Origin of the sequence: Candidatus Arthromitus sp. SFB-mouse-NL (assembly GCF_000709435.1) — a bacterium.
In the GTDB taxonomy this organism is placed as follows: Bacteria; Bacillota; Clostridia; order Clostridiales; family Clostridiaceae; genus Dwaynesavagella.
In genome coordinates, this window is record NZ_CP008713.1 from 1,323,776 (window position 1) to 1,347,037 (window position 23,262).

Annotated in this window: 14 protein-coding genes; 7 read left to right on the plus strand and 7 right to left on the minus strand. The window is 27.8% G+C overall.

Features of this window, described 5'->3' with window-relative positions; all coding sequences use genetic code 11:
* The first annotated feature begins 2 nt into the window (after positions 1–2).
* On the plus strand, positions 3–728 hold the full coding sequence (locus tag SFBMNL_RS06345) for a type 1 glutamine amidotransferase (RefSeq protein ID WP_042294896.1): 726 nt from the start codon (positions 3–5) through the stop codon (positions 726–728).
* 44 nt (positions 729–772) lie between these two features.
* Positions 773–2,017 carry a phosphodiester glycosidase family protein gene (locus SFBMNL_RS06350; RefSeq protein ID WP_042294898.1) on the plus strand — a complete coding sequence of 415 codons (1,245 nt, stop codon included), beginning with the start codon at positions 773–775 and terminating at the stop codon, positions 2,015–2,017.
* Positions 2,018–2,094: 77 nt separating this feature from the next.
* Here SFBMNL_RS06350 and SFBMNL_RS06355 read toward each other — a convergent pair whose 3' ends face one another.
* From SFBMNL_RS06355 to rfbB, 6 genes are all read right to left on the minus strand, one after another.
* A complete protein-coding gene (locus tag SFBMNL_RS06355; RefSeq protein WP_042294900.1) occupies positions 2,095–5,253 on the minus strand; it encodes a DUF4214 domain-containing protein in 3,159 nt (1,052 codons plus the stop codon).
* A 715-nt stretch (positions 5,254–5,968) separates the two neighbouring features.
* Positions 5,969–6,952, minus strand: coding sequence for a glycosyltransferase family 2 protein (locus SFBMNL_RS06360; RefSeq protein ID WP_005805411.1), 984 nt, complete (start codon positions 6,950–6,952; stop codon positions 5,969–5,971).
* Positions 6,953–7,152: 200 nt separating this feature from the next.
* Positions 7,153–8,049: a hypothetical protein gene (locus tag SFBMNL_RS06365; protein ID WP_005805409.1), complete on the minus strand. Its 897-nt coding sequence runs from the start codon at positions 8,047–8,049 to the stop codon at positions 7,153–7,155.
* Positions 8,050–8,151: 102 nt separating this feature from the next.
* Entirely contained in the window at positions 8,152–10,311 is a 2,160-nt protein-coding gene (locus SFBMNL_RS06370; RefSeq protein ID WP_042294903.1) for a DUF4214 domain-containing protein, read from the minus strand.
* 146 nt (positions 10,312–10,457) lie between these two features.
* Positions 10,458–11,582, minus strand: coding sequence for a hypothetical protein (locus tag SFBMNL_RS06375; RefSeq protein WP_005805406.1), 1,125 nt, complete (start codon positions 11,580–11,582; stop codon positions 10,458–10,460).
* Positions 11,583–11,670: 88 nt separating this feature from the next.
* Positions 11,671–12,663, minus strand: coding sequence for a dTDP-glucose 4,6-dehydratase (rfbB, locus tag SFBMNL_RS06380; RefSeq protein ID WP_042294904.1), 993 nt, complete (start codon positions 12,661–12,663; stop codon positions 11,671–11,673).
* 260 nt (positions 12,664–12,923) lie between these two features.
* On the opposite strand from rfbB, the gene ade reads away from it, so the two are divergent.
* From ade to SFBMNL_RS06400, 4 genes are all read left to right on the plus strand, one after another.
* Entirely contained in the window at positions 12,924–14,663 is a 1,740-nt protein-coding gene (ade, locus tag SFBMNL_RS06385) for an adenine deaminase (protein ID WP_042294906.1), read from the plus strand.
* A 202-nt stretch (positions 14,664–14,865) separates the two neighbouring features.
* Positions 14,866–16,107, plus strand: coding sequence for a cytosine permease (gene codB, locus SFBMNL_RS06390; protein ID WP_042294908.1), 1,242 nt, complete (start codon positions 14,866–14,868; stop codon positions 16,105–16,107).
* A 2-nt stretch (positions 16,108–16,109) separates the two neighbouring features.
* Positions 16,110–17,378, plus strand: coding sequence for a cytosine deaminase (gene codA, locus SFBMNL_RS06395; protein ID WP_042294910.1), 1,269 nt, complete (start codon positions 16,110–16,112; stop codon positions 17,376–17,378).
* 165 nt (positions 17,379–17,543) lie between these two features.
* Entirely contained in the window at positions 17,544–18,950 is a 1,407-nt protein-coding gene (locus SFBMNL_RS06400; protein ID WP_005805398.1) for a glycosyltransferase, read from the plus strand.
* A 41-nt stretch (positions 18,951–18,991) separates the two neighbouring features.
* Here the strand turns inward: SFBMNL_RS06400 and SFBMNL_RS06405 are convergent, their stop codons facing one another.
* Entirely contained in the window at positions 18,992–21,937 is a 2,946-nt protein-coding gene (locus tag SFBMNL_RS06405; RefSeq protein WP_014018048.1) for a DUF4214 domain-containing protein, read from the minus strand.
* A 606-nt stretch (positions 21,938–22,543) separates the two neighbouring features.
* Between SFBMNL_RS06405 and SFBMNL_RS06410 the strand changes: the two genes are divergently transcribed.
* Positions 22,544–23,257 carry a signal peptidase II gene (locus SFBMNL_RS06410; protein WP_042294912.1) on the plus strand — a complete coding sequence of 238 codons (714 nt, stop codon included), beginning with the start codon at positions 22,544–22,546 and terminating at the stop codon, positions 23,255–23,257.
* Positions 23,258–23,262: the final 5 nt, after the last annotated feature.

A 23,262-nucleotide genomic window follows, 5' to 3' on the forward strand; every position in this document is an offset into this window, starting at 1 on the left:
ATATGGAAATAACAATACACCACTTTTATCCCGATCTACTAAATACATACGGTGATATTGGAAATATTTTAGCCTTAAAAAAAAGATGTAAAGAACGAAGAATAGAAGTTAAAATAAATAATGTCCACATAGGCGATGATATTTCTTTAAATATTGGCGATATTGTATTTATTGGTGGTGGACAAGATTTCGAACAGTCCTTAGTCGTAGATGACTTATTATCAAAAAGAAATGTCATAAAAGATTTTATAGAAGAAAATGGATGTGTACTTGCTATATGTGGCGGGTATCAACTCCTTGGAAAAAGTTATACAACTCAAACTGGTGATATTCTAGAAGGACTTGGTATATTAAATATTTATACAGTCGCATCTAATATTCGTAAAACTGGAAATATTGTAATAAAAAATGAAGAAAATGGGGAAACTTACATAGGTTTTGAAAACCACTCAGGTAATACATATATAAATGATCACACTCCTCTTGGGAAGTGCATAATTGGTTTTGGAAATAATGGAGAAGATTCTTATGAAGGACTTGTATATAAAAATACAATATGCACATATATGCACGGTCCACTTCTGCCCAAAAACAGAGAAATTACAGATAGATTAATATCAAATTGCTTAAAATCAAAATATCAAAACTTTACAGAATTAGAAGATATTGACTCAACATACGAGGATAAATGTAAAGACTTTTTACTTAATAGATTTAACATAAAATAATATAGTTTAAAATTTTAAAATTTTATATATTTGGAGTAATTTTCATGAAAAAATTTAAGACAAAATTATCAATGTTTTTATTTGCTATTTTTGCAATGACTTTGTTTTTAACAAATATTTCTTTAGCTGCAACCCCTTATTCTTATAAAATAACTCTAGAAGAAGATATACACTTCATACATAATACAATAATAAATTATGATGGTCACGGTGGTAATCAAGAAGTAAATTATATTGAATTTGATTTAAACAATGAAAACATTTCTTTAGCATTAATTAAAGCAAACAACCTAACAGCATCAAAAGAAACTTTATTAACACAATTAAATAATTCCGAATACATAACAGGTAAAAATATTATTGGTGGAGTAAACGGCGAATTCTTTCAAATGTCAAATGGTCAACCGCTTTTCACTACAATATCAGAAGGTGAAATATTCTCTATAATAAGTGATCCTTCTGATTCAAAAAGGCCTTTATTTTACATAGACAAATCTGGAAAATATGGATTTGATTTTTTTACAGTAAGTGGAGCTATAAAATTTATAAAAGGATCTTATAAAGATCTCCAAATAGAATCTATAAATAAGCTTGATTCATACAAACACACAAATATATCAAATTACAAAATAAATGAAGAATCAACTTACTACCCACACGAAGGTTTACCTTCACGCTATATGCTAATAGAACTTTTTAATAGCGATGGAAGTATTTTTGCTGGAACAACAATATACGGAAAAGTAATTGATATAGGAGAAATGAACGAACCTAAAAAAATCGAAAAGAACCAAGTTTTAATCACATCTTATGGTGATGAAAATTATTACAATATTGATTATAAATTTTTAAACGAAATCGTATCATTCAATTTTAATATTTATTCTAAAAATGAACAAAAGTTCAAAAACGATATTCTCCACGCCTTCACAGGTCATGAATATCTAATATCTTCAGGTAAAGAGATGGGAATTGATTATTATAAAACACTAGGTGATACATCATTTATAACTGGAAGACATGCAAGAACAGCCTTAGGTATAACAAGTTATAATAAAGTAATATTATTTACAGTAGACAAATCAGATGATAGCCTAGGTATGACGCTTTCTGAGCTTTCAAAATATTTAAAAGATCTAGACATAGTTGATGCAATAAATCTAGATGGAGGTGGTTCAACCTCAATAGCACTTGAAAATAATACATACACTTTAAAACTAATGAATGATCAAACAAAATATCAAAGAGAGATAACAAACGGAATTGGAATAGTAGTAAATAAGGCGTAGATATTAAATCTACGCCTTTTAGTTATAACTATTTGCTTTTTAGGAAAATCACATGTGTTAAATTAAAATTTCAAATTCTACCACTCAAAATTAAGCTTTTGAGCTAAAGTTTTTAATTCATTTTCATTAACCATTCTATCAGCTAAAGCTTGAAGAGTTGCAGAAGATGATCCATAAACTGATAATAATTTTTTGTATTCTGCCACCCAGAATGCCTTACCTTGAGTATCAGAATCTCTATTAACTATAGCATTATATAAGGCTTCTACCTTATTTTCAGCAGTTGTATATAGCTTGTCAAATTCTTTTTCATTTATCATATTTAATAAGAATGCCCTTAAAGAAACTTTCTTACTAGTTAAATTTCCTAAATGGAACATATATCCATTCTCATCAGCTGGTCTATTAAATACGACATTATAAACATTAGCTAAATAACTTTGACCTTCAGATGTAGAATCAATTTTTACATTTTTAAGAACTAAAGTTTTAGTTTTGTTATTTTTATCATTGTAATTAATACTTATTTCAGTATACTCTTTTCCTGGAACTAATCCTTCAAGAACTACCTTTCCATTCTGGAATCTAGCTTTAACATTTGAGTATTGATCATTAGTTTCAATTACAATTTTACCGTTCTTATCTTTATATTTAAATCCAACAGGTGTAGGATTTGCACTACTTTCAGTATAAGAAACGCCTGAAGGTATAGTTACACTTATTGAAGTCGAACCTTTAGTTGAATTAGTACTAGTTACATTAACTGTAGTAGATCCAGTTGATGAAGAACTACTGCTTCCTCCAGATATTGTTCCACCACTACCTGATGAAGAACCAGGCTTTGTTGTTGCCACAGCTATATTAGAATAAATATCTCGGACTTCTGAATTTCCCTCTTTGTATGAATATGTCACCACAAACTCATATTCTTTACCAGCATTCAATCCTGTAACTACCTTAGTTACTGGATCTTCTTTTATATCACTAGATGAAATATCAGCACCCTTTGCAATTTCCCATCCATCATTAGCACCTAATCCAGCTTTATATTCTCTGTAATAAATTATTCCACCTGTTATATTTTTAATCAAATCATTATTTCCGAAGAAATCCATATCAATTGTCAATCTAACTGAAGATGTTGTAGGATTATCAGCTTTAAGTAATACAGTTATAGGATTATAATTTGCAATTACTCCAGCACTATAAGTTCCTTGATACTTTCCACTATTTACAACATTATGAATTGTATTACTTCCTGATTTAAATTGATCAAATGTAACTCTATCACTACCACTAACTGGATTGTTCACTCTTACAGTTCCAGTAGGTACCGTAGAATTAAATTTAGCATCTATTTTAAATTGATCAGTTATATTTTCTGTTCCGCTGTTAGTAGCTTGAACACTTGTTAAATTTACAGATTCAACTACTCCAGGAGTCAAGTCTACCTTTCCTTCAACTCTCTTACCTTTTATCTCAAGAACCCAAGAAGCATCAGTTTTATTTGGAACAGCTCCACTAAATTGAACATCAAATACTAAATTATTATCCTTACTATCAGTAGTATTAACTGTAGCTTTAACACCATCAATTGTTAACACTGCTTCATTATAATCTAATTTACCAACCAAATCATTTAATAATTTAGATCCACCAACTATTGTAACTTGTCCTTCTGAAGAACTAGTTTTTACGAACTTAGACTGTACAGCAACACCATCAAATAAATCAACACTAACTATTATAGAAGCTTTTACTGGATCTTCAGACGTACTTGCTGTATTAATAGCAGCTATTACATTATTAGCTCCTGTCATACTAGCAGTCAATGTACTTATAGTACTCTTATCATCCTTTGCATCAACTTCAAACGTAACTGGAATTGCATTATATCCATGCTCAAATTTATTAATATCCAAAGTTATTGATTGAGTCTTGTCAATGTTTGTCATATGAGTTACAAGCTCAGAATTACCACCAATACCTGTACCAGTAAATGCTACGTACGAATAATCAGTACTATTAATATTTTTTGTCATAACAGAAGGAGCCAAACCACTCATAGCATCTAAACATGTAATAGTATCATTATTTATTGTTAATGTATAATCACCAATTAGTCCAACACTTACAGTTGAGTCACCTATTGTATTTATTCCATAACTTAACATTACATTAGGAACATAATTATCTTCAAGTTGTGTTGCTTTTGCTAAAGTCGCAGATTCAGGAGACAACTTAACTTGACTTCCAGTTGTAGTTAAAGTTAACAATGCACCACCAAGCTTATCTCCAGTACTAACTGTCTGATCGTAAGTTAATATTTCTTTTCCATCAAATGATATTTTATAACTATTCGTAGCATCCACATAAGTTCCTATCTCTGGATCTGTAGCAAGTCCAAAATCAGTCTTTATCTGTTGTTTTATATTTGGAAATTTAGTTTTATCATTTGAAGCCACAGCATTAGTTATTTTTTGATTTTTCTTAACTAGTACAATGTCTGAACTCAATGTATATTCATCCTTAGCACCATATGAAAAATTTGCTGTCAATTTATCAGTATCCTTTAAATTACCCTTATTGCCTAAATCTAATAAATTTAATACATAATTCCCATTTCCATCTGGGTCAACCTTAACAGGTGTTCCACCATTTAAAGAAAATGAAACTTTTGTTGGTTTAAAACCTGTAACTTCTGAACTTCCGTTATCAAACTTAATATTAGATAATTTAACTGTTCCAACTCCAACTTCAGTATCAAAAGTTATAGAATCACTTGGCTTTTTAACTAAGCTTAAAGTATATTCTGCTGTCATCTTATTTGCGTAAACTATAGTAACTTTTCCAGTATAAATTCCTGGCGCAGTTATTCCACTTACATTAAATTTTCCAGTACTTTTATCCCATACACCAGTAGCTTTTGATGCAGTCTCTTTAAGATCAGATCTCTCAGTAAAAGGTTTATACTCAAACTCTCCTGTAACATTACTTATAGTTTCAGGACTTATCTTAGTAAATGTAACCTGAGCTTTACCATCTGCACTCATATCTACAGATGTCTCTAGAGACTCTATTTCTAAAGTTTTTAACTTATCTAATAAATCTGTACTTAATTTAGAATCTTGTGCATGAGCTATAAAAGCTTGTCCACCTACTGCACCAACAGTAACCATTAAAGAATTCATTCCAAGTGCTGCTACCAAAGCAAGCGCTACTCTTTTTTTATTCATATTATTTTTGCCTCCATTTTTCATTTAAAAATAATCTTATTTTTTCTTATCTCTATGTAAATATTAACTATGCAAATTATCATATAGAAGTGTCAAATCTTTTCTCAGATTGTCCCTTTACTTCCGAATATCCAACTAAAAATTATAATCAGTATTTCTTCATCTTTTGTTAAAACCATTCCATTAAAAAGGATTAATCTAATCCTTACTCGCAATCTTATATTAATGCTCCATTATACTAATTTAACAATACTTATTGCTTGTCCATTTATTAAATATAGTAACAACACATTGCTATAATAAAATTATTAAAATACTTTGAAAACAAAATCAAATCACTAAATTTTTTCTATCAATTTTCGGTTTTAAGTCAAACTTTCCAGTCAAAGATAAAACTTCTCCTCAAAAATTTTATCTACATTGTTATACACTATAAATTTACAGAATTCTTTTTATATGTTCCCTCCAATTAACTTAAACACAAAGAATCATATTAATTTTTATAAAATAATAACAATTACATTACAATATTAATACATTTCGCATACTAAAGTCAATATATTTTATAACTATTTTACTATAATTTTGGTTATTAATCCATAATTATTTCTCTATTTATGCGTTATATTTTTTATAAAATTATGATAAAACTATAAAAGTGTTACACTACATTAACTTTTAAAAAAACAAAAAAGCCATTTGAAAAACCAAATGACTACACAAGTAAAAACAAATTATGAAGATGCCTATATCCAAAATCTAAAAGTTGCACCTCTATACCCTTAATAAATCCTAAGCCACTAAGTATTGCAGTCTTACTGCTATCATAACTAAATATGTCCTCACTCATAAAACAATTAAAACCATATTCATCAATAAATCTACACCTAATATTCGGATAATACCTTGAAAATATGTGATTGATAATATTTATTATCTCTCTCTCATATACGATTATAATATTATCAAAACTTTCTATAACATTTTTAAATAAATAAGTAAGTTTAAGCTCAATATTTCTATACAACATATCATATGAGTTACTAGAATCAAGAGAAGTGTTCTTTTTATGAACCCTATAGTTATAAACCACCTCAGGTAAATTTCCTATCTTATACCCAGCATTATGAAATTCTAAATAAATAAGCTTATCTTCAACAATCGAAAACTCTTTCTTAAACGGCATAAGTTCTATAAATAAATCTCGCTTTCCAAATAATCCTCCCCCGTTTATACAAGACCCCGAATATATCCTAAGAAATTGATGATAATCATCTAAAACTTCATAATTAAGTGATTCCATCATCTTCATGTAAATCTCGCTACCATTCCCAAAACCTTTTAAGTAGCACCCTATAAGATCATAATTTCCCTCTTTTAAATATTTAAGCTGTTTCTCATACCTATAAATATCATTGATATCATCCCCATCACATCTTGCAATGTATTTACCATTAGAAAGTAGTACTCCCATTTTCATTGCTTCACATATTCCACCATTTCTTTTAGTAATAACCTTAATCCTCTTATCCATCTTCTCATATTCTATCAAAATATTATAACTTCTATCAGTTGAACCATCATCGATAAGAATTATCTCAAGATTACTGTAACTCTGATTAATAATACTATCTAATGAATCTCTTAAATAAATTTCATTATTATAAACTGGAACAATAACACTTATTAAATCTTCCATATATAATTCTCCTTAAAATTATACAATACTTTATAAAAATAGCTAGAATTCTTAAAAATTCTAGCTAAATCTACTATATATAAAATCAAATCCAAATTTAAATTTGATATTAATAATTTACGTAAACCAAAAACTCATTTAATTACAATTTTTATAAAAATAATTCAAGAGTGATATATCACCAGTTCTAATAAACAAAACTATAAACTGCTAAGCTCATCAATATATCTTTTAAGTGCGTTATTATCTTCTCTTTTAAGTGCATATTCACATAAAACTGCTAGTACATTTCTTCCTACAAATCTGTATAATTTCTCATTTAATCCAAAATAATTCTTATATTTACTACCTATACTTAAAGCATATTTTTCTATAACTTCATCTAATTCCATATTTTTAATTTTAGAGTCAAGTATATAATAATCCCAAATAGGATTATCATCTAGTAAACTTAACCTATTTAATATAAATCCATCGATATCACTACATTCAATTAACTTTAAATAATCTCTTATCTTTATAATATTTATCTTAGTATTTACAAAATTCTTATATTGATAATTACTTATCCTATCTTCTAATACAACTTCATTATTAATTAAATCATTAATAGTAAAATTTACATTACATGGTACTATCTCTTTTAGTATGAAATATAGTTCACTTAATTCTAAATAATCTTCTAAAAAAAGCTCATCAGCATTTAATCTTATAGCTATCTTATTAGAACAATCATAATTATGCATGTTTGGATACGTTTTAGAACAAATTTTATATAAGTTTTTATCTTGAACTTCATCTATAAGATCAATATCTATTCCATAATCTCTATAGTATAGAAGATTCTCAACAAAACAATCTAAATCCTCATATATGTTATAATAATCTAGTACCTCTTCATAATCGTTTCCAAAAAAATAATTCTTCAACCCATCAGACACAGAATCTATAAGCTTTAATACTTTAATCCTCCTTTGTACTTTTAAAATTAAATTACTATTTATCTTTTCTCTTCCTAAAAGTTCATCAATTATATAGTAGAAAAAGTTAATGTTCCCTATTAAAAATTTGGAATACGCATGTACAAAATCTCCCAATTTATTCTCCTTAAAAATTAATCTTCTTTATATAGATAATTATTTAATAATTAAAATATACCCATAACAAAAGGCATGTACATAGTACACGCCTTAATTTATTTACTCTACTCTCAATCCAAGACTATATAGGAAGTTTCTAGTTTCTGATTCACCAAGCATTCTCTCAGATATAGCTTGCATTGCTGCAGTTCTATCTCCGATTTCTGCAATTGTCTCTTCTAGAGTCTTAACCCACCAAGCAAGTCCCTCAGCATCAGATGTCCTTCCTGTAACTGATCTATACATACGCTCTACATATTTAGTATTATCTAAGTTCTTCTCCTTGTACTCTTGCTCATTAACTATATTTGATGTAAAGTAATTAACTGAAAACTCTTGAGAAGCAAGTTTTGATGTCCAATATGCCATTCCATCTGGGTCTCCATCTCTTAAGAAAAAGATATTGTAGAATCCTTCAATCCACTCTTTTGCATTTGTGATTTTCTTAGTTGTAAATGGATCTATATCCATAGATAACTCTTGTCCATCTGTAAGAGTAACTATTAATTGAAGCCCTTTAGTTAAATTGTTTGGAATCAATCCATATAGCTTAACCAAATTTTCCTTAGTATCATAGAATGAACTTGCAATTGAATCTCCAGTAATTGAAACATCCTTTATAATTCCATCTGGATCATTAAATAAAATTTCAAATTCTGCCTTAGTTGGAGTAACATTCTTAAGTTCAAAAGTATCTAATAACTCTCCTTCAGCTGAAGCCTTACCTCCCATTGTTCTTATTGTCATAGGATTTACAGAAATAGGATCATAATTTGTAAATCTCCTATTGATATCTCCATCTCCTGAATTAAATGTTACAATTAATTCCGTAAACTTATAATCAGTTCCTGATTTTAATCCAGTTATCAATATATCTTTATATTCAGCAGCATTCTTCTGAGGATCTTTTACAGTATCATCAAGTTTAGCATAGGATTGCATAACTCCAACTTTCTCAGCCTCTTTTAAAATCTTGCCATCATAAAGTTTCCCATTTGAATCCTTCATTTGTATTCTTTTAATTGTATCTTCTGGGTCATATAACGCATCATAAAATACGACACCATCGTCTATAGGTCTTATATTTGCATGGTTATAGCCTTGAGATTTATCATCTTCTGAAGTTGGACCCACGTAGCTAACTATATTACTATCACTTGAGACAACCTCACCATTTTCATTAAAATCCAAATCAACAAAGTAAGAAACAGTTGGCTTAATTGCTAAAGGATCTAATGGGTTTGTATTATCAATGTTTATATTTTCTGTTAGTAGTGGATCTAAATATGGGATTATACCTGTTTTACTATTTATACTTGTTTGGATAGATGTTTTTTGTACTACACTCTGCTCTACAAGAGTTGGAAAAACTAAAGAACCCCCAAATTCCACATTAGTTATCTCAGCTCCTGTTGGTAAACCATAAATTTTAAAATAAACATTACCATCATTATCTACAATTTTTGGAGCATTATAAGTATTCGTATACTGGTTCCTCTTAGCTGTTGTAGTATCCATAACTAAATCTTCAATTGATATCTTTTTAGTTTCTGTCTTGGCACCACTTGTATATGTTACATTAAGTGTAAAATCTTTATTTACCAATTTCCCTGACTCATCTTTCATACCAAGTGAATTTTGTAAAACTGTTGCAAGAGTTTCTTGTTGAATCAATTCAATTTGACTACCTTTACCTTGAGAAAGCAATGTTGCATTCTTAGAATATTCCTTAACAGCTGCATCAATGGTAGACTTTAATGCAGTTGCTACATTTCCAGAAAATTTAACTTTAATATAAGCATATCCACCATTAGATGTATCCCTTAAATAAGACTTTTGATATCCCTCCATATCTTCTCTTGTCACAACCGAAGTATTACGAATTACTCCGCCTTCAATTCCTAATATCGTTAAAAATTGTTCATCTTCATTTTGTGATGATGAAGACTTTACAAAATCTTCTGTTCCCTTTAAAGGAAGTATTTCATTCTCATCATACTGACCATTACCATTAAAGTCAACTGCTCCAGGATTTGCTCCAGCTGGTATTTCTACATTTGAAAGGTTAACTGTAAACTGATTATCCCCTTCAACATATCTACTTTGTTGTGCTGGTACAGCCCAAGCATATTTTGAACCAAAATGAACTATAACACCAGAAGCAATAGATAAAGATAAAAATATCCCAATTAATCTTTTTGTAAATTTTTTACTAAACATTTTTTCCTCCTTGAAAGAATTAAATTCTAAACATTAATCTTCCAAACCGATGAATTTTTAAATTTAAATTCATGTTATGTTCACATAATCGGAATATTTTTATTTTTATTTACTATATGTAATTATTTTTATTTGATTTTTTATGTTTAAAAATTCAAAATTGATTCCATATATTCCTTACTTGATTCCATATTTAAAAACTTATCTAAAATTTCAAGTTTAGCTTCATTAATAAATTCCGCACTTGATAATTTTGTATTAAACTCTTCCAATGTAATTATAGATAATCTTCCATTTATTACTTTTTTATTTGATAAAAAATAAATACTATCAACCATTTCTTTAGGAGTTGTATTCATTCTATCAAATTCATCGCTTAAAATAATATCTACCAATATACTTTTCAAATCAACCGTATTGTCTAAAATATTATGTAAATTTTCGGAGTACTCTTTTTCAGTGGGATATCTTTTCAATACCTGATAATAAATTTTAACAAAATAACTCTGAATTTCTGAATCATGTTCCATTAAGAGTTTTGGAATAATAAATTTCATTTTATTTGAACTATTCTCATCAGCGATTATTTCCACATTTAAATACTGTTTGCCCGGAACCAAATTCCCAATTATTATTTTTTTATTATTTTTATCATAATCAATACTTAAACCCGAAATTTTATTTTCATTAAAATTTGCTGTAATGGTAAACTTTGAATTTGAACTTATGTTTATATTTTCTGGAATATTAACTAGGCTAGTTATCCCCTTTATTGTATAATCATTTAGTGTAATAACATTTTCATAACTTTGATATAATCCATCATCTATATTAACCACAAAAATATCACTCATATAAATTTTTTCGTTATTTTTAAGAAATATCTTCAAATATAAATCTTTATTTTTATCTAACAAATCCAAACTTTTGTATAAACTACTCTCAAAATTTTCATCAATATTAATATTAAATCTCTCTATATAGCTATCTTCTGTATTAATGTCTTTACTATGTATAGAAAACTTATACTCATCTAAATTTTTCAAATTAATTTCTTGTAAATTATACATAATATATTTAACCAAATCGTCTTTAGTTAATTTATTTGTATCAATGGATGATAAAAATATCTTGCCATCCTTTATACCTACAAATTCCTTACCTAAAATTTTTATATCAACAGTTTTCAATATAAAATCTAAATTTATAGTTACTAATAGTATGCAAATAAAAGCGACTATCCCAATAAGATTACGTAATTTATAGTTCAATTATATACACCACTTCTCTAATAAACTTTAAAAAGCTAACTAATACTCTACAATAAAAGCATATTTCTACTCGTACAATACTCACATTTTAATTTTCTATATACTTATCCTTTAATACTAAATCAACCCAATTCAAATTATCCAAATACCAATTTATAGTATTCCTAATAGCTACCTCAAAATTGGTATCACATTTAAACCCCAGTTCAGAATATATTTTGCTACTATCAACTGAATATTTTATATCGTGACCCAATCTATCATCAATATAAGTTATGAGAGAATAATCCTTATTTAATATATCCAATATTTTCTTTATCAAACTTAAATTATCAATCTCATATCCTGAAGAAATATTATATATTTCTCCTGTTTTACCCTCTCTTATAATTTTATCCACTGCTATTGAATGATCATGTACATATACCCAATCCCTAACGTTACTTCCATCACCATATACAGGTATTTTATTCTCTCTAACTGCATTTACAATAACAATAGGTATCAATTTTTCTGGAAACTGATAAGATCCATAGTTATTTGTGCATCTCGATATTGTCACATGAAGTTTATACATTCTAAAATAACTCATTACTAACATATCTGCTGATGCTTTTGAAACTGAATAAGGTGAAGATGGTTTTAATATATCACATTCTTTAAAACTTCTTCCATCATCTAATCTTAAATCACCATATACCTCATCGGTTGAAATTTGATGGTATTTATTAACACCATACTTTAAACACATATCCATTAAATTTTTTGTTCCTATAATGTTTGTCTCCAAAAATACTTGTCCATTATAAATTGATTTATCTACATGAGATTCTGCAGCATAATTTATTACAACATCAAAACTCTCATTTTGAAAAATATTCTCCAAAAACTTTATATCCAAAATATTCCCTCTATAAAATTTAAAATTTATATTTTGTCTAACAAGCTCTAAATTTTCAAGGTTTCCCGCATAAGTCAATGCATCTATACAAGTAATATCTATATTTCTATACTTGTTAATCATATAATGAATAAAATTACTTCCTATAAACCCTGCTCCACCTACTACACAAATCTTCATAAAACCCTCCTACTAAAAATTAAATATAGAAATCTTCACACATATCTTATAATTTAAAATTACAAATTTATCTAATCCGTATAACATTAATAAGTCTACTATAATTTCTAAATTTCTTCTACTTTAATGAACATAATTTCCTTGAATTAATTCTAAATCATAATATAATAATTCTTAATAATCTTCATAAATAATCACAATATTACCTTAAAAATATTTTAATGGAGATTATTTAATTTTTAATAAAGGTGAATTTATAAATGAATAAGAAAACTTACATTGAAAACATACAAGCATCCATAAAAAATATTCCATGTGATTTAGTGATAAAAAATATAACAATCATAGATGTATTCCAAAATTCCTCATTTGTATCAGATGTTGCTATTCATAATGGTTATATTGTTGGCATTGGAAATTACTCAGGACAAAATGAAATAGATGGAAATAAAAAATATATTTGTCCAGGTCTTATAGATGCACATGCCCATATAGAATCATCTCTATTAACACCAAAAGAATATTATAAAACTGCTCTTATACATGGAATAACTTCAATAATCATAGATCCTCATGAAATTGCTAACGTTCTCGGAATTGATGGAATCAACCTAATGATAGAACTATCCCAAAATATTCCATTTGATTTTTACTTTATGCTCCCTTCATGCGTACCTGCAACAGAATTTGAAAATTCTGGTTCCATATTAAAAAATTCAGATCTTTATCCATTTTATAAAAATAATAAAATCCTTGGACTTGCTGAAGTTATGGATCTCAGAGCTGTTCTTGAATGCAATGAAAATATGATAGATAAAATTTACGATGCTTATTTAAATAATAAAATTATAGATGGTCACTGTGCTGGATTCTCAATCGATCATATAAATGCATATACAACTGCTTATATAAAAACAGATCATGAATGTCACACTCATGAAGAATTAATTGAAAGAATTCGTCGAGGAATGTATGTACATATAAGAGAAGGTACTGTTGCCAAAAATTTAAGAGAACTAATAAAAGGTGTATCAATACACAATAGCAGAAAACTTTGTTTATGTACTGATGATAAACACATAGATGATTTTGTAAAATATGGTTCCATAGATAATTCAATAAGAATGTGTATTAGAAGCGGTCTAAGCCCTGAAACCTCAATTCAAATGGCCACTATAAATACATCTGAATGCTATAAATTAAATAAAAAAGGTGCTATCGCTCCTGGATATATTGCAGACTTTTTAATATTAGATTCACTACACGATTTTAAAATTTCATCTGTATATAAAAATGGAAATTTAGTTGTTAAAGATAATGAACTAATAAATAATGATGACTCTACTACAAAAATTTCATTAAAAACTCAAATAAATATTCCAAATCTTGCAGAAGATCATTTTAAAATCTCTATCAAAAATAAATCATTCCTAAATGTCATAGAAATAATACCTAACAATTTAAAAACTAATCATCTTAAAATAGACATATCTTCTCTTAATTTGAAATGCAATGAATACTTTAATGCACATATCGAAAATGATTTATTAAAACTAGCTATTATAGAAAGACACAATAATACTGGAAACATTGGACTCGGAATCGTAAAAGGACTTATGTTAAACTCTGGAGCAATAGCCACAACAATCGCTCATGATTCTCATAATCTAATTGTTTGTGGTGCAAATGATCAAGACATGATTCTTGCATGTAATCACATAAAAGAAATCGGTGGTGGAATTACAATTGTAGATAATGGGAAAGTACTCTACTCATTAAGATTAGAAATTGGAGGTCTTATTACAAATAGAAAAGCTTCGGATGTTATAAAAGATTTAGAAATTTTACACAACAATATTAACATACTGTCACCAAACTTAACCTTCAATCCATTCTTAACATTATCTTTCTTATCTCTTCCAGTAATTCCTAACATAAAAATTACTGATAAGGGTCTATTTGACACTATAAATTTTAAATTTATAGATGTATGTGAATAAAATATATTGATTTATAATCACAATTAAGTATATAATATCTTTCAAGAAAACTAGTCCTTTAATTTTAGTCCAGAGAGACTAACAAGGCCTTATACGAATATGTTTTTTATATAATTTAAGATAATTCATTTTTTGACGGCCTTTTGGTCGTTATTTTTTTATGCTAGTTTACTAAAAATTTAATATAATTGGAGATGACTAAATGAATAAAAACAAAATGTCAGATATAGATTATTCTTTATCTTCTGTAGATCCAAATGACAGAAAAGGATTATTTTCAATATTTGTTGTAATGCTAGGATTTACATTTTTTTCTGCAAGTATGCTAACAGGTGCAACTATTGGAGTCTCTCTCAGTTTAAATGACTTCCTAAAATCTATATTAATTGGAAACTTAATTCTATCTATATACACTGGATTATTATCATACATAGGATCTGATACTGGATTATCACTACATTTATTAACTAAATATTCATTTGGATTAAAGGGATCTTATCTCCCATCATTTATTACAAGCATAACTCAAATAGGATGGTTCGGTGTAGGTATTTCAATGTTTGCAATACCCATATCAAATAGATTCAATATAAATCTTTATGTTATTGTTCTAATAACAGGAATTCTAATGACTAGTACTGCCTACTTTGGAATGAAATCACTTACTATATTGAGTGCAATCGCTGTACCTGCTATTGCAATACTCGGTGGTTTATCACTATTTATAGCACTCCAATCAATTGGCGGATTCGGTAAACTATATAGTATCACTCCGACAAATCCAATGAATTTAATAACTGCAATAACCTTATGTATTGGATCTTTTATAAGTGGGGGAACTGTTACTCCAGACTTTACTAGGTTTTCAAGGACAAAGAAAATCGCAGTATCAACAACAGTAATAGCTTTCTTTATCGGAAACTCCTTAATGTTCTTGTTTGGTGCAATTGGTGCAATGGTTACTGGAAATTCTGACATAGCCGATGTAATGTTTTCTCAAGGACTTATTATACCAGCTATAATTGTACTCGGACTTAATATATGGACAACAAATGATAATGCAATATATACAGCAGGACTCGGACTTTCTAATATAACAAAAGTTAAAAAGAGTAAATTGGTATTAATAAGTGGTTTAATTGGAACTCTAGGATCTATATGGATTAATAATAATTTTACAGCTTTCCTAACTTTATTGAACTCAATGCTGCCTCCAATTGGGGGTGTTGTCATCGCAGATTACTTTTTCATAAAAAAACTCAAATACAATAAAATAGAAGTTACTAAATTCAAAGAGATTAATCCAATAGCTATAATATCATTCATTATTGGATTTTTAGTTTCAAACTTTATATCATTTGGTATACCTGCTATAAATGCTATTATTTCAACAATAATTGTTTATATTATTGGAATGAAAATTTTCAAGGATAAGGATGTGTAATATTGTTAATTAAAAATTTAAAACTCAAAGGAAAAAAAGACGTTTATGACATAAGAATTAAGGATGGTATATTCCATGAAATCTCAAATAATTTAATACCTCTTAAAAATGAAGACATAATAGAAGGAAACTTTAATTTAGCACACCCTCCTTTTATAGAGCCACACATTCATTTAGATACTGTATTAACAGCTGGTGAACCTAGGTGGAATAAAAGTGGCACACTCTTTGAAGGGATACAAGTATGGAATAAAAGGAAAAACTTCTTAACACATGAAGATATTAAAAATCGTGCAAAAAAAGCAATTAAATGGCAAATAGCAAACGGTATACAATTTGTTAGAACTCATGTTGATATTACAGATAAAAACTTAACTGCAATGAAAGCAATGATTGAACTAAAAGAAGAACTTAAAGAATCTATAGAAATACAAATTGTCGCATTTCCACAAGAAGGAATTTTATCCTATCCTAATGGTTCTGAGTTAATAGAAGAATCTTTAAAACTTGGAGCAGATGTTTTAGGTGGAATTCCACATTTTGAATTTACTAGAGAATATGGCGTTCAATCTATAGATTTAATTTTTTCCTTAGCTGAAAAATATAACAAACTTATAGATGTACATTGCGATGAAATTGATGATGAGCAATCAAGATTTTTAGAAGTACTCGCAACTCGTGCATATGAAACTGGATTAAAAAATAAAGTTACTGCAAGTCACACAACTGCAATGGGTTCATATAATGATGCCTACACCTATAAATTATTTAGAATCCTCAAGATGAGTGAAATCAATTTTGTGTGTAATCCACTTGTGAATATACATCTTCAAGGTAGATTCGATACTTATCCTAAAAGAAGAGGTGTTACCCGAGTGAAAGAATTAAATAAATCTTCAATAAATGTTTGCTTTGGTCACGATGATATTTTCGATCCATGGTATCCCCTCGGATCTGGAAATATGCTGGAGGTTCTTCACATGGGATTACACGTTTGCCAAATGATGGGATATGATGACATAAATGATTCACTTAAATTTATATCACATAATAGTTCTAAAACTCTGAACATACAAGATAGTTATGGAATAAAGGAAGGAAACCCTGGAAATTTAATAATACTTAATGGTAATAACGACTACGACATCATTCAAAAAAGAAGCTCAGTACTATACTCAATACGAAATGGAAAAATAATTTCAAATACTATTCCTTCAAAAACATTTATTAATATAGATAATAAATCAGAAGAAATAAACTTTAAAAAATAAGAGGCGCAATAAGTGCATCTCTTTTATTTTTATTTACACATAAAAGACCTCTAAGCTCCTTCTCAATCTAATTGTAAACATTATCCTTTAATGATATAATTTTATATCATTTGAAATAAATATAATAATAAATTTTTATAATTAAAATCTGAAAGGTGGTTAACTATGATAATCATAGATTCTATAATAAATAGTATCGATACAGATTATTTCAAGTTTAATTTAAATTTTCACAAATATGTACTTCACAAACTAAAGACAGATAATTTCCCAATTGATGAAAAATTTGAAAATAAATTAACCAAACGTATAAAACTTTTAAGCACAATAAATGGTACATGCCCTAGCATTTTAAAATTTTTCATAAATGATGATTATATAAACTATAAAGATGACTTAACTAACGAGAACCTAATAGAATTAATAAATATTTTTTCTGATGATACACCAATAAAACTAAGTGTAAATCTAATCGTATTTAATGAAGAACGTTGTATTGAAAGATCCCTAAATGCTGTTTCCACTTTTGCTGATGAAATCCTAGTTTTAGATACAGGATCAACAGATAATACGGTAAAAATAATTGAAGAAAAATTCCCAAATGTTAAATTATATAGAGACAAATGGAGAAAAGATTTTGCATATTCAAGAAACTTACTAATAGATAAATCTACTAATGACTGGATCTTATCTATAGATGCAGATGAAACCCCAACAGATGAATTTTATCTCATAAAAGATGTAATTTCAATATTTAACAATTTTAATTCAAACGAGAAACATCCATTAGTATTTTCTCCTACAATAGATTCTCTTGGACAAAAAATAAATACCACAAAGAGAATATTTAATAAAAAACATGAAATGAAATTTGATGGTAAAATTCATGAAGAAATCGTATCTAAAAATGAATCAGAAATCAATTATATCATGCTTAACTTAACACTTCTTCATGATGGATATCACCCAGAAATATTTAAAAACAAAAATAAGGCTGAAAGAAATACTGAAATACTCGAAAAGATGATAAAACTCGAACCTAATAAAATTAGATGGTATTATTTTCTCGGACGTGAAAAAAATATATTAGGACACGATATAGACGAATGTATAAAAATCTTAAAATCAGGATTAAAATTAAAACACACTCAAAATTCTATCGAAAACTTTTATTACAATATACTAACACTTTTAGCTAAAATAGCTGTATCACATAAGAAATATGATTTATTAAAAGAAGTCATAGATCTTATGGAATATGAAATACCAAACTCACTAGACAGCTTTTATTTTCAACTTATACTTGAGAATGATTCTGTAATGAGTGATAAATTTGATCAAATCAATTCAATGGTAAAATCTATAGGTGATATCACAAATAAAGTTAATACAATAGATGGAAGCTATTCACATGTACTACACACTCTAGGGATTATATATCTAAGTTTCAGAGATTATACAAGAGCATTTTATTATTTCAATCAAATAACCTCACCTAAAAATATAGAAGCAATTAAATCTATTTTACTTCCTTTAAGAGCTCAAATAGATGATTTCCTAAAAAATAAATAAAAGTGAAGTTCATATGAACTTCACTTTATTTTCATTAAACATTACTCAAATTTAATTCCTAATTTATCAGCCATCGATCTTACTTCATCAGTATCTAACATTCTTGACACAACAGAAGCTCTAGCTTGACTTTGAGTTTCTCCAGACTGTATACCCTTCTCAATTTCAGCTGTCCAGAAAGTAACTCCTTCAGTCTCTCCAGCTCTATCTACTATAGCATACATAGCCTCAACAAACTTAGTGTTAGTCAAATTCTTCTCTAATAATTCAGGTGTAAATGAAAGTTGTCCTAAGAATCCTTTTAAAGTTTCTTCCTTAGTAGCTAACTTATTTACCCAATACATTAAACCTTCTTTATCAGGCTCTCTATTAAAGAATGCTCTATATACTCTTGTAACATATCCAGCAATACCTGTTTCACTTTGTGATTGAGTGCTTGTCTTAAATGTTGGAACAGATAAAGTTGTACTCTTATCTCCATATTTTAATGTTAATTTAAGATCTGTATATTCTGTATTAGATTTAAGATCTGATAACTCAATTACATTTTTCTCAACATTATAAGTAGCTTTGATCCCATTAACTCCAGTTCCTGAAACTTCAACAGATATCATTTCCTTATCAGTATTTTTAATTGAAGCATTAACTACTGCTGTACTTGTAGTAACACCAGTTACACTAACATTTGAAGTTGAAACTTCAACTTTTGTAGTTCCAGCTCTTCCAGTTGCATATCTAGTAATAGACTGTTGAGTTTTTGTTCCACTAGCTGGTATTGAACCAAACGAACCAACTTCCCCAGTTCTTATAGATGATACTCTATTTCCATTTTCTGTAGTTGAGAATTCAAATCTAAAGTCTTTAGATTTTCCTGCTTCAATTCCTGTTATAGTAATTTCAACCATTTCGGAAGCTGACTCAATTTTACTTTCACTTCCTTGTATAACAGTATTATCTCTACTCTCTAACAATGGATAGCTAAAATTATAGACTCCGGATACGCTACCATTACCATTAACATCTAAACCTTTAACAACTCTGTAATTTGTTTCAAGCTTAACCTTTGAATCATCTATTTTCTCGTAGTTTCCACCATTATTTACATAAACATTAACACCATTTATAATATCATCAGCATCCTTAATTCTTCCATAGAATTTTACCCCACCTGGAATTTGCTCATATTTAAGCTCTGAATCTATCCATAACTCAGATTTATAATCTTTATTTGTTTTTGCAAAGTAATTATAGTTTACATTACCATCAATATTTGTACTAGAGTATGGGAATAATGAATCTCCACTTATAGAATTATTTCTTCCTAAAGATATCGGATTTCCATACCTCTCTCTTCCATTCTCATTATAAACAGTTTCAATTGATAAGAAATCATAAGTCCTATTAGTATCTAAATTAGAAATCTCTACAGCAAACCAGTTAGATTTCTCTTTTTTACCATCTTCAGACTTAACATTTTTAATTGTGTAAGTTTCATCTGCTCTTAATCCTCTAACTTCAAGTCTTTCTAAATTAGTAACATCATCAACTTTAACTAAATAAGTCAATTTGTTCAATCCAACATTAGCTTGATATAATAAATCTCCTTTTACTAATCTATCAAATCCAAGCACTTGTGAAGCCTGATAATTACTTGTAGATACACTCAAATACTTATTTCCTGTTACATAGTTAGCAGCTTTTCTATCATCAAATCTTATTCTTTGAGTTCTTTGATCACCATCAATTGTATAATGAACATCTATATATTCAAAATCATAAGTAGTATTTGAATTCAATCCACCTATTTTAAGATCTCTATACCTTTTATCGTGGTCAACTGTATCACTTGTACCATTGCTATAAGTAATCTTACCAATTTCAAAATCTCCAACTTGAGCACTATAACTATCTCCACGTCTATCAACTACAGTAGCTCCTGTTATAGTTTTATTTGTATCTCTAAAGATATCTATCAAAGTTATTGTAGATCCTGTAGCCTTAACAAACATATGCTCGCCATTATCAATTACATTATTTCTACCAGTTGATAATGGTATATATTGATCATAACTACCAACTTTTGCAAATAAAGCATCAGTTAATGTCCAAGTAGCAGTAGGTATTACAGCAGTGCCTGCATTATACGAAATGCTATTTTGCACTGAGTAAGCTGTAGCTTCAAGTTGATCTTGTCCATTAACAGTTTTAATTCCCGCATTAGTAGCCACTGTTAATTTATCTCTAGAATCTATCTCAACGTTGGTTATTGTAACGTTTGTTGGAAGTCCTCTTAGTGTAACATATATTAAACCACTATCATCAACCAAAGATCTTAAATCACTAGAACTAGAAATTCCTGATGTCGCAGGCATGTCCAAACTAAGATCGCTTAATCTTGCAGTTGTTGTTCTAACCCTACCATCATTTAATGTATATGTGATTAAAAACCTAACATCGCTATTTCTATAACCCGCAACATCAAAAGCTTGCAATAATTTTTCAGCTAATTGCAACTGTTTATTTGTATTTATTGCAACTCCATTATTATGTCTATTTGCATTAACAGTATTCACATTACCCCTATGCTCAGACACCGCATCATCAATAGCTCTCCTAAGAGTTCTTTCTAATTCTCCTGATAATCTAATACCAAATCTTACAACTCCACCTTCATTTTCATCAGCTTTATAAATTTTTTCTGAATTATTTGAGGCAACAGTCGTATTAGAAGTTAAAACTTTTGTTTCAAGCTTTTCTATAGAAAAAACGCTCTCTTCTGTTTTCTTAGCATCACTGCTTAATTTAACCTGACCACTTCCATTTACAAATGAATTTATATAATTCCCACTATTTAAAGTCCAATTATTCTCAAATCTTCCATCTGTAATTGCTGCTGCATTAGCTCTTACATTAGTAGGTAAAACTGACAAAGTCATAGCTAGCATCGCAATACCTGCAACTAATTTTCTTAATTTAAAAGATTTCATACTTGTCCTCCTAATTTTCAAAACAAAGTTAAAAATTATTTTTTATTATCTTATTATCATTATTGAAACTTATGTTGTGATTCTTCCTCCGTTAAATAATAACATTTGTAATCTTTTTTTAACATATTTATATATCTTCATTTAATTAATATTTTTGGTATTATATTGTATTTATCTTCTATTTTCTCTATTTTCCTTAATATTTTGTTTTTTATTGTATAAAATATCATGCTTATATCATTTAAAAAACAATATAGAGCACCTAAATTCAGATGCTCTACTATAAATTTAATCAAACTAAGGCATTACAAAAGATATTTTATAAATCAATCATCAAACGTTAAAATAGTTATAAATTAATAAAAAAACTAAACTACACTACTAAATTTATTAAGATAGGGATAAATATATAGATAACTATACACTATAAATCATACAATAACTATAAATAAAAGTATGTTCATATTATACATAATGCACATAAAATATTCAATAATATAAATAGTTATTATTTTTTTTAAATAGATTGATTTATTTTTTTATTTGTTATAATTATAATTTATATTAATGAATCGATATAAATAATCATAGATTGGAGATGACTTAATGAACAAAAAATTAAAATTAATTCATTTTCTCATGGTTTATCCCTCTCTTTGGCTTGTTTATTACATGTTTGAACTAATATCAAAAAATATTTCAGATACATATAGCATAATAATGAACTTATTACCTGCATTGCTGTTACTTGTTATTTCGTATTTATTTTATATGTACTACAAGAAATCTGTAATTCTTAATAACACATATTTAGCAATAACAATATCTGTGTTATTTTCAATTGATCAATTATCTAAGTTAACTATTTCTGCAATATTCGACGAAAATAATATAAATTCTATAAATCTAATACCAAATTATTTATCTATCACACCAGATTTAAACGATAAAGGATCATTTATAGCATCTAGATTTAATATAAATGCTCCATTCATAATTTTTATAGCTTTGAACTTTTTAATTCTATTATTTATATTTTTTATATATAAATATATTTCCTATAAGAAACAATTAAATTCTATGAACCAATTAACTTTTATACTTTTATTTTCAGGTGGTTTATGCTCTCTTATAGACAAAATATTCTGGGGTGGTAGCTTAGATTTTTTACATATACATAATTTATTTATTGCAGATATTAAAGATATTTTTATAACAATTGGGTTAGGTAGTTTCATTATGTCTAGTATAATTTCAGATTACCAAATTGAAATGAAAGAACTAATAAACTTTATATTTAAAAAATTTTTTAAAAATTAAAAGGA

Bases quoted from the DNA above. Each gene is read 5' to 3' on its own strand.
- SFBMNL_RS06345 (WP_042294896.1), top strand. From the start codon at position 3: ATGGAAATAACAATACACCACTTTTATCCCGATCTACTAAATACATAC.
- SFBMNL_RS06350 (WP_042294898.1), top strand. From the start codon at position 773: ATGAAAAAATTTAAGACAAAATTATCAATGTTTTTATTTGCTATTTTT.
- SFBMNL_RS06355 (WP_042294900.1), bottom strand. From the start codon at position 5,253: ATGAATAAAAAAAGAGTAGCGCTTGCTTTGGTAGCAGCACTTGGAATG.
- SFBMNL_RS06360 (WP_005805411.1), bottom strand. From the start codon at position 6,952: ATGGAAGATTTAATAAGTGTTATTGTTCCAGTTTATAATAATGAAATT.
- SFBMNL_RS06370 (WP_042294903.1), bottom strand. From the start codon at position 10,311: ATGTTTAGTAAAAAATTTACAAAAAGATTAATTGGGATATTTTTATCT.
- rfbB (WP_042294904.1), bottom strand. From the start codon at position 12,663: ATGAAGATTTGTGTAGTAGGTGGAGCAGGGTTTATAGGAAGTAATTTT.
- ade (WP_042294906.1), top strand. From the start codon at position 12,924: ATGAATAAGAAAACTTACATTGAAAACATACAAGCATCCATAAAAAAT.
- codB (WP_042294908.1), top strand. From the start codon at position 14,866: ATGAATAAAAACAAAATGTCAGATATAGATTATTCTTTATCTTCTGTA.
- SFBMNL_RS06400 (WP_005805398.1), top strand. From the start codon at position 17,544: ATGATAATCATAGATTCTATAATAAATAGTATCGATACAGATTATTTC.
- SFBMNL_RS06405 (WP_014018048.1), bottom strand. From the start codon at position 21,937: ATGAAATCTTTTAAATTAAGAAAATTAGTTGCAGGTATTGCGATGCTA.
- SFBMNL_RS06410 (WP_042294912.1), top strand. From the start codon at position 22,544: ATGAACAAAAAATTAAAATTAATTCATTTTCTCATGGTTTATCCCTCT.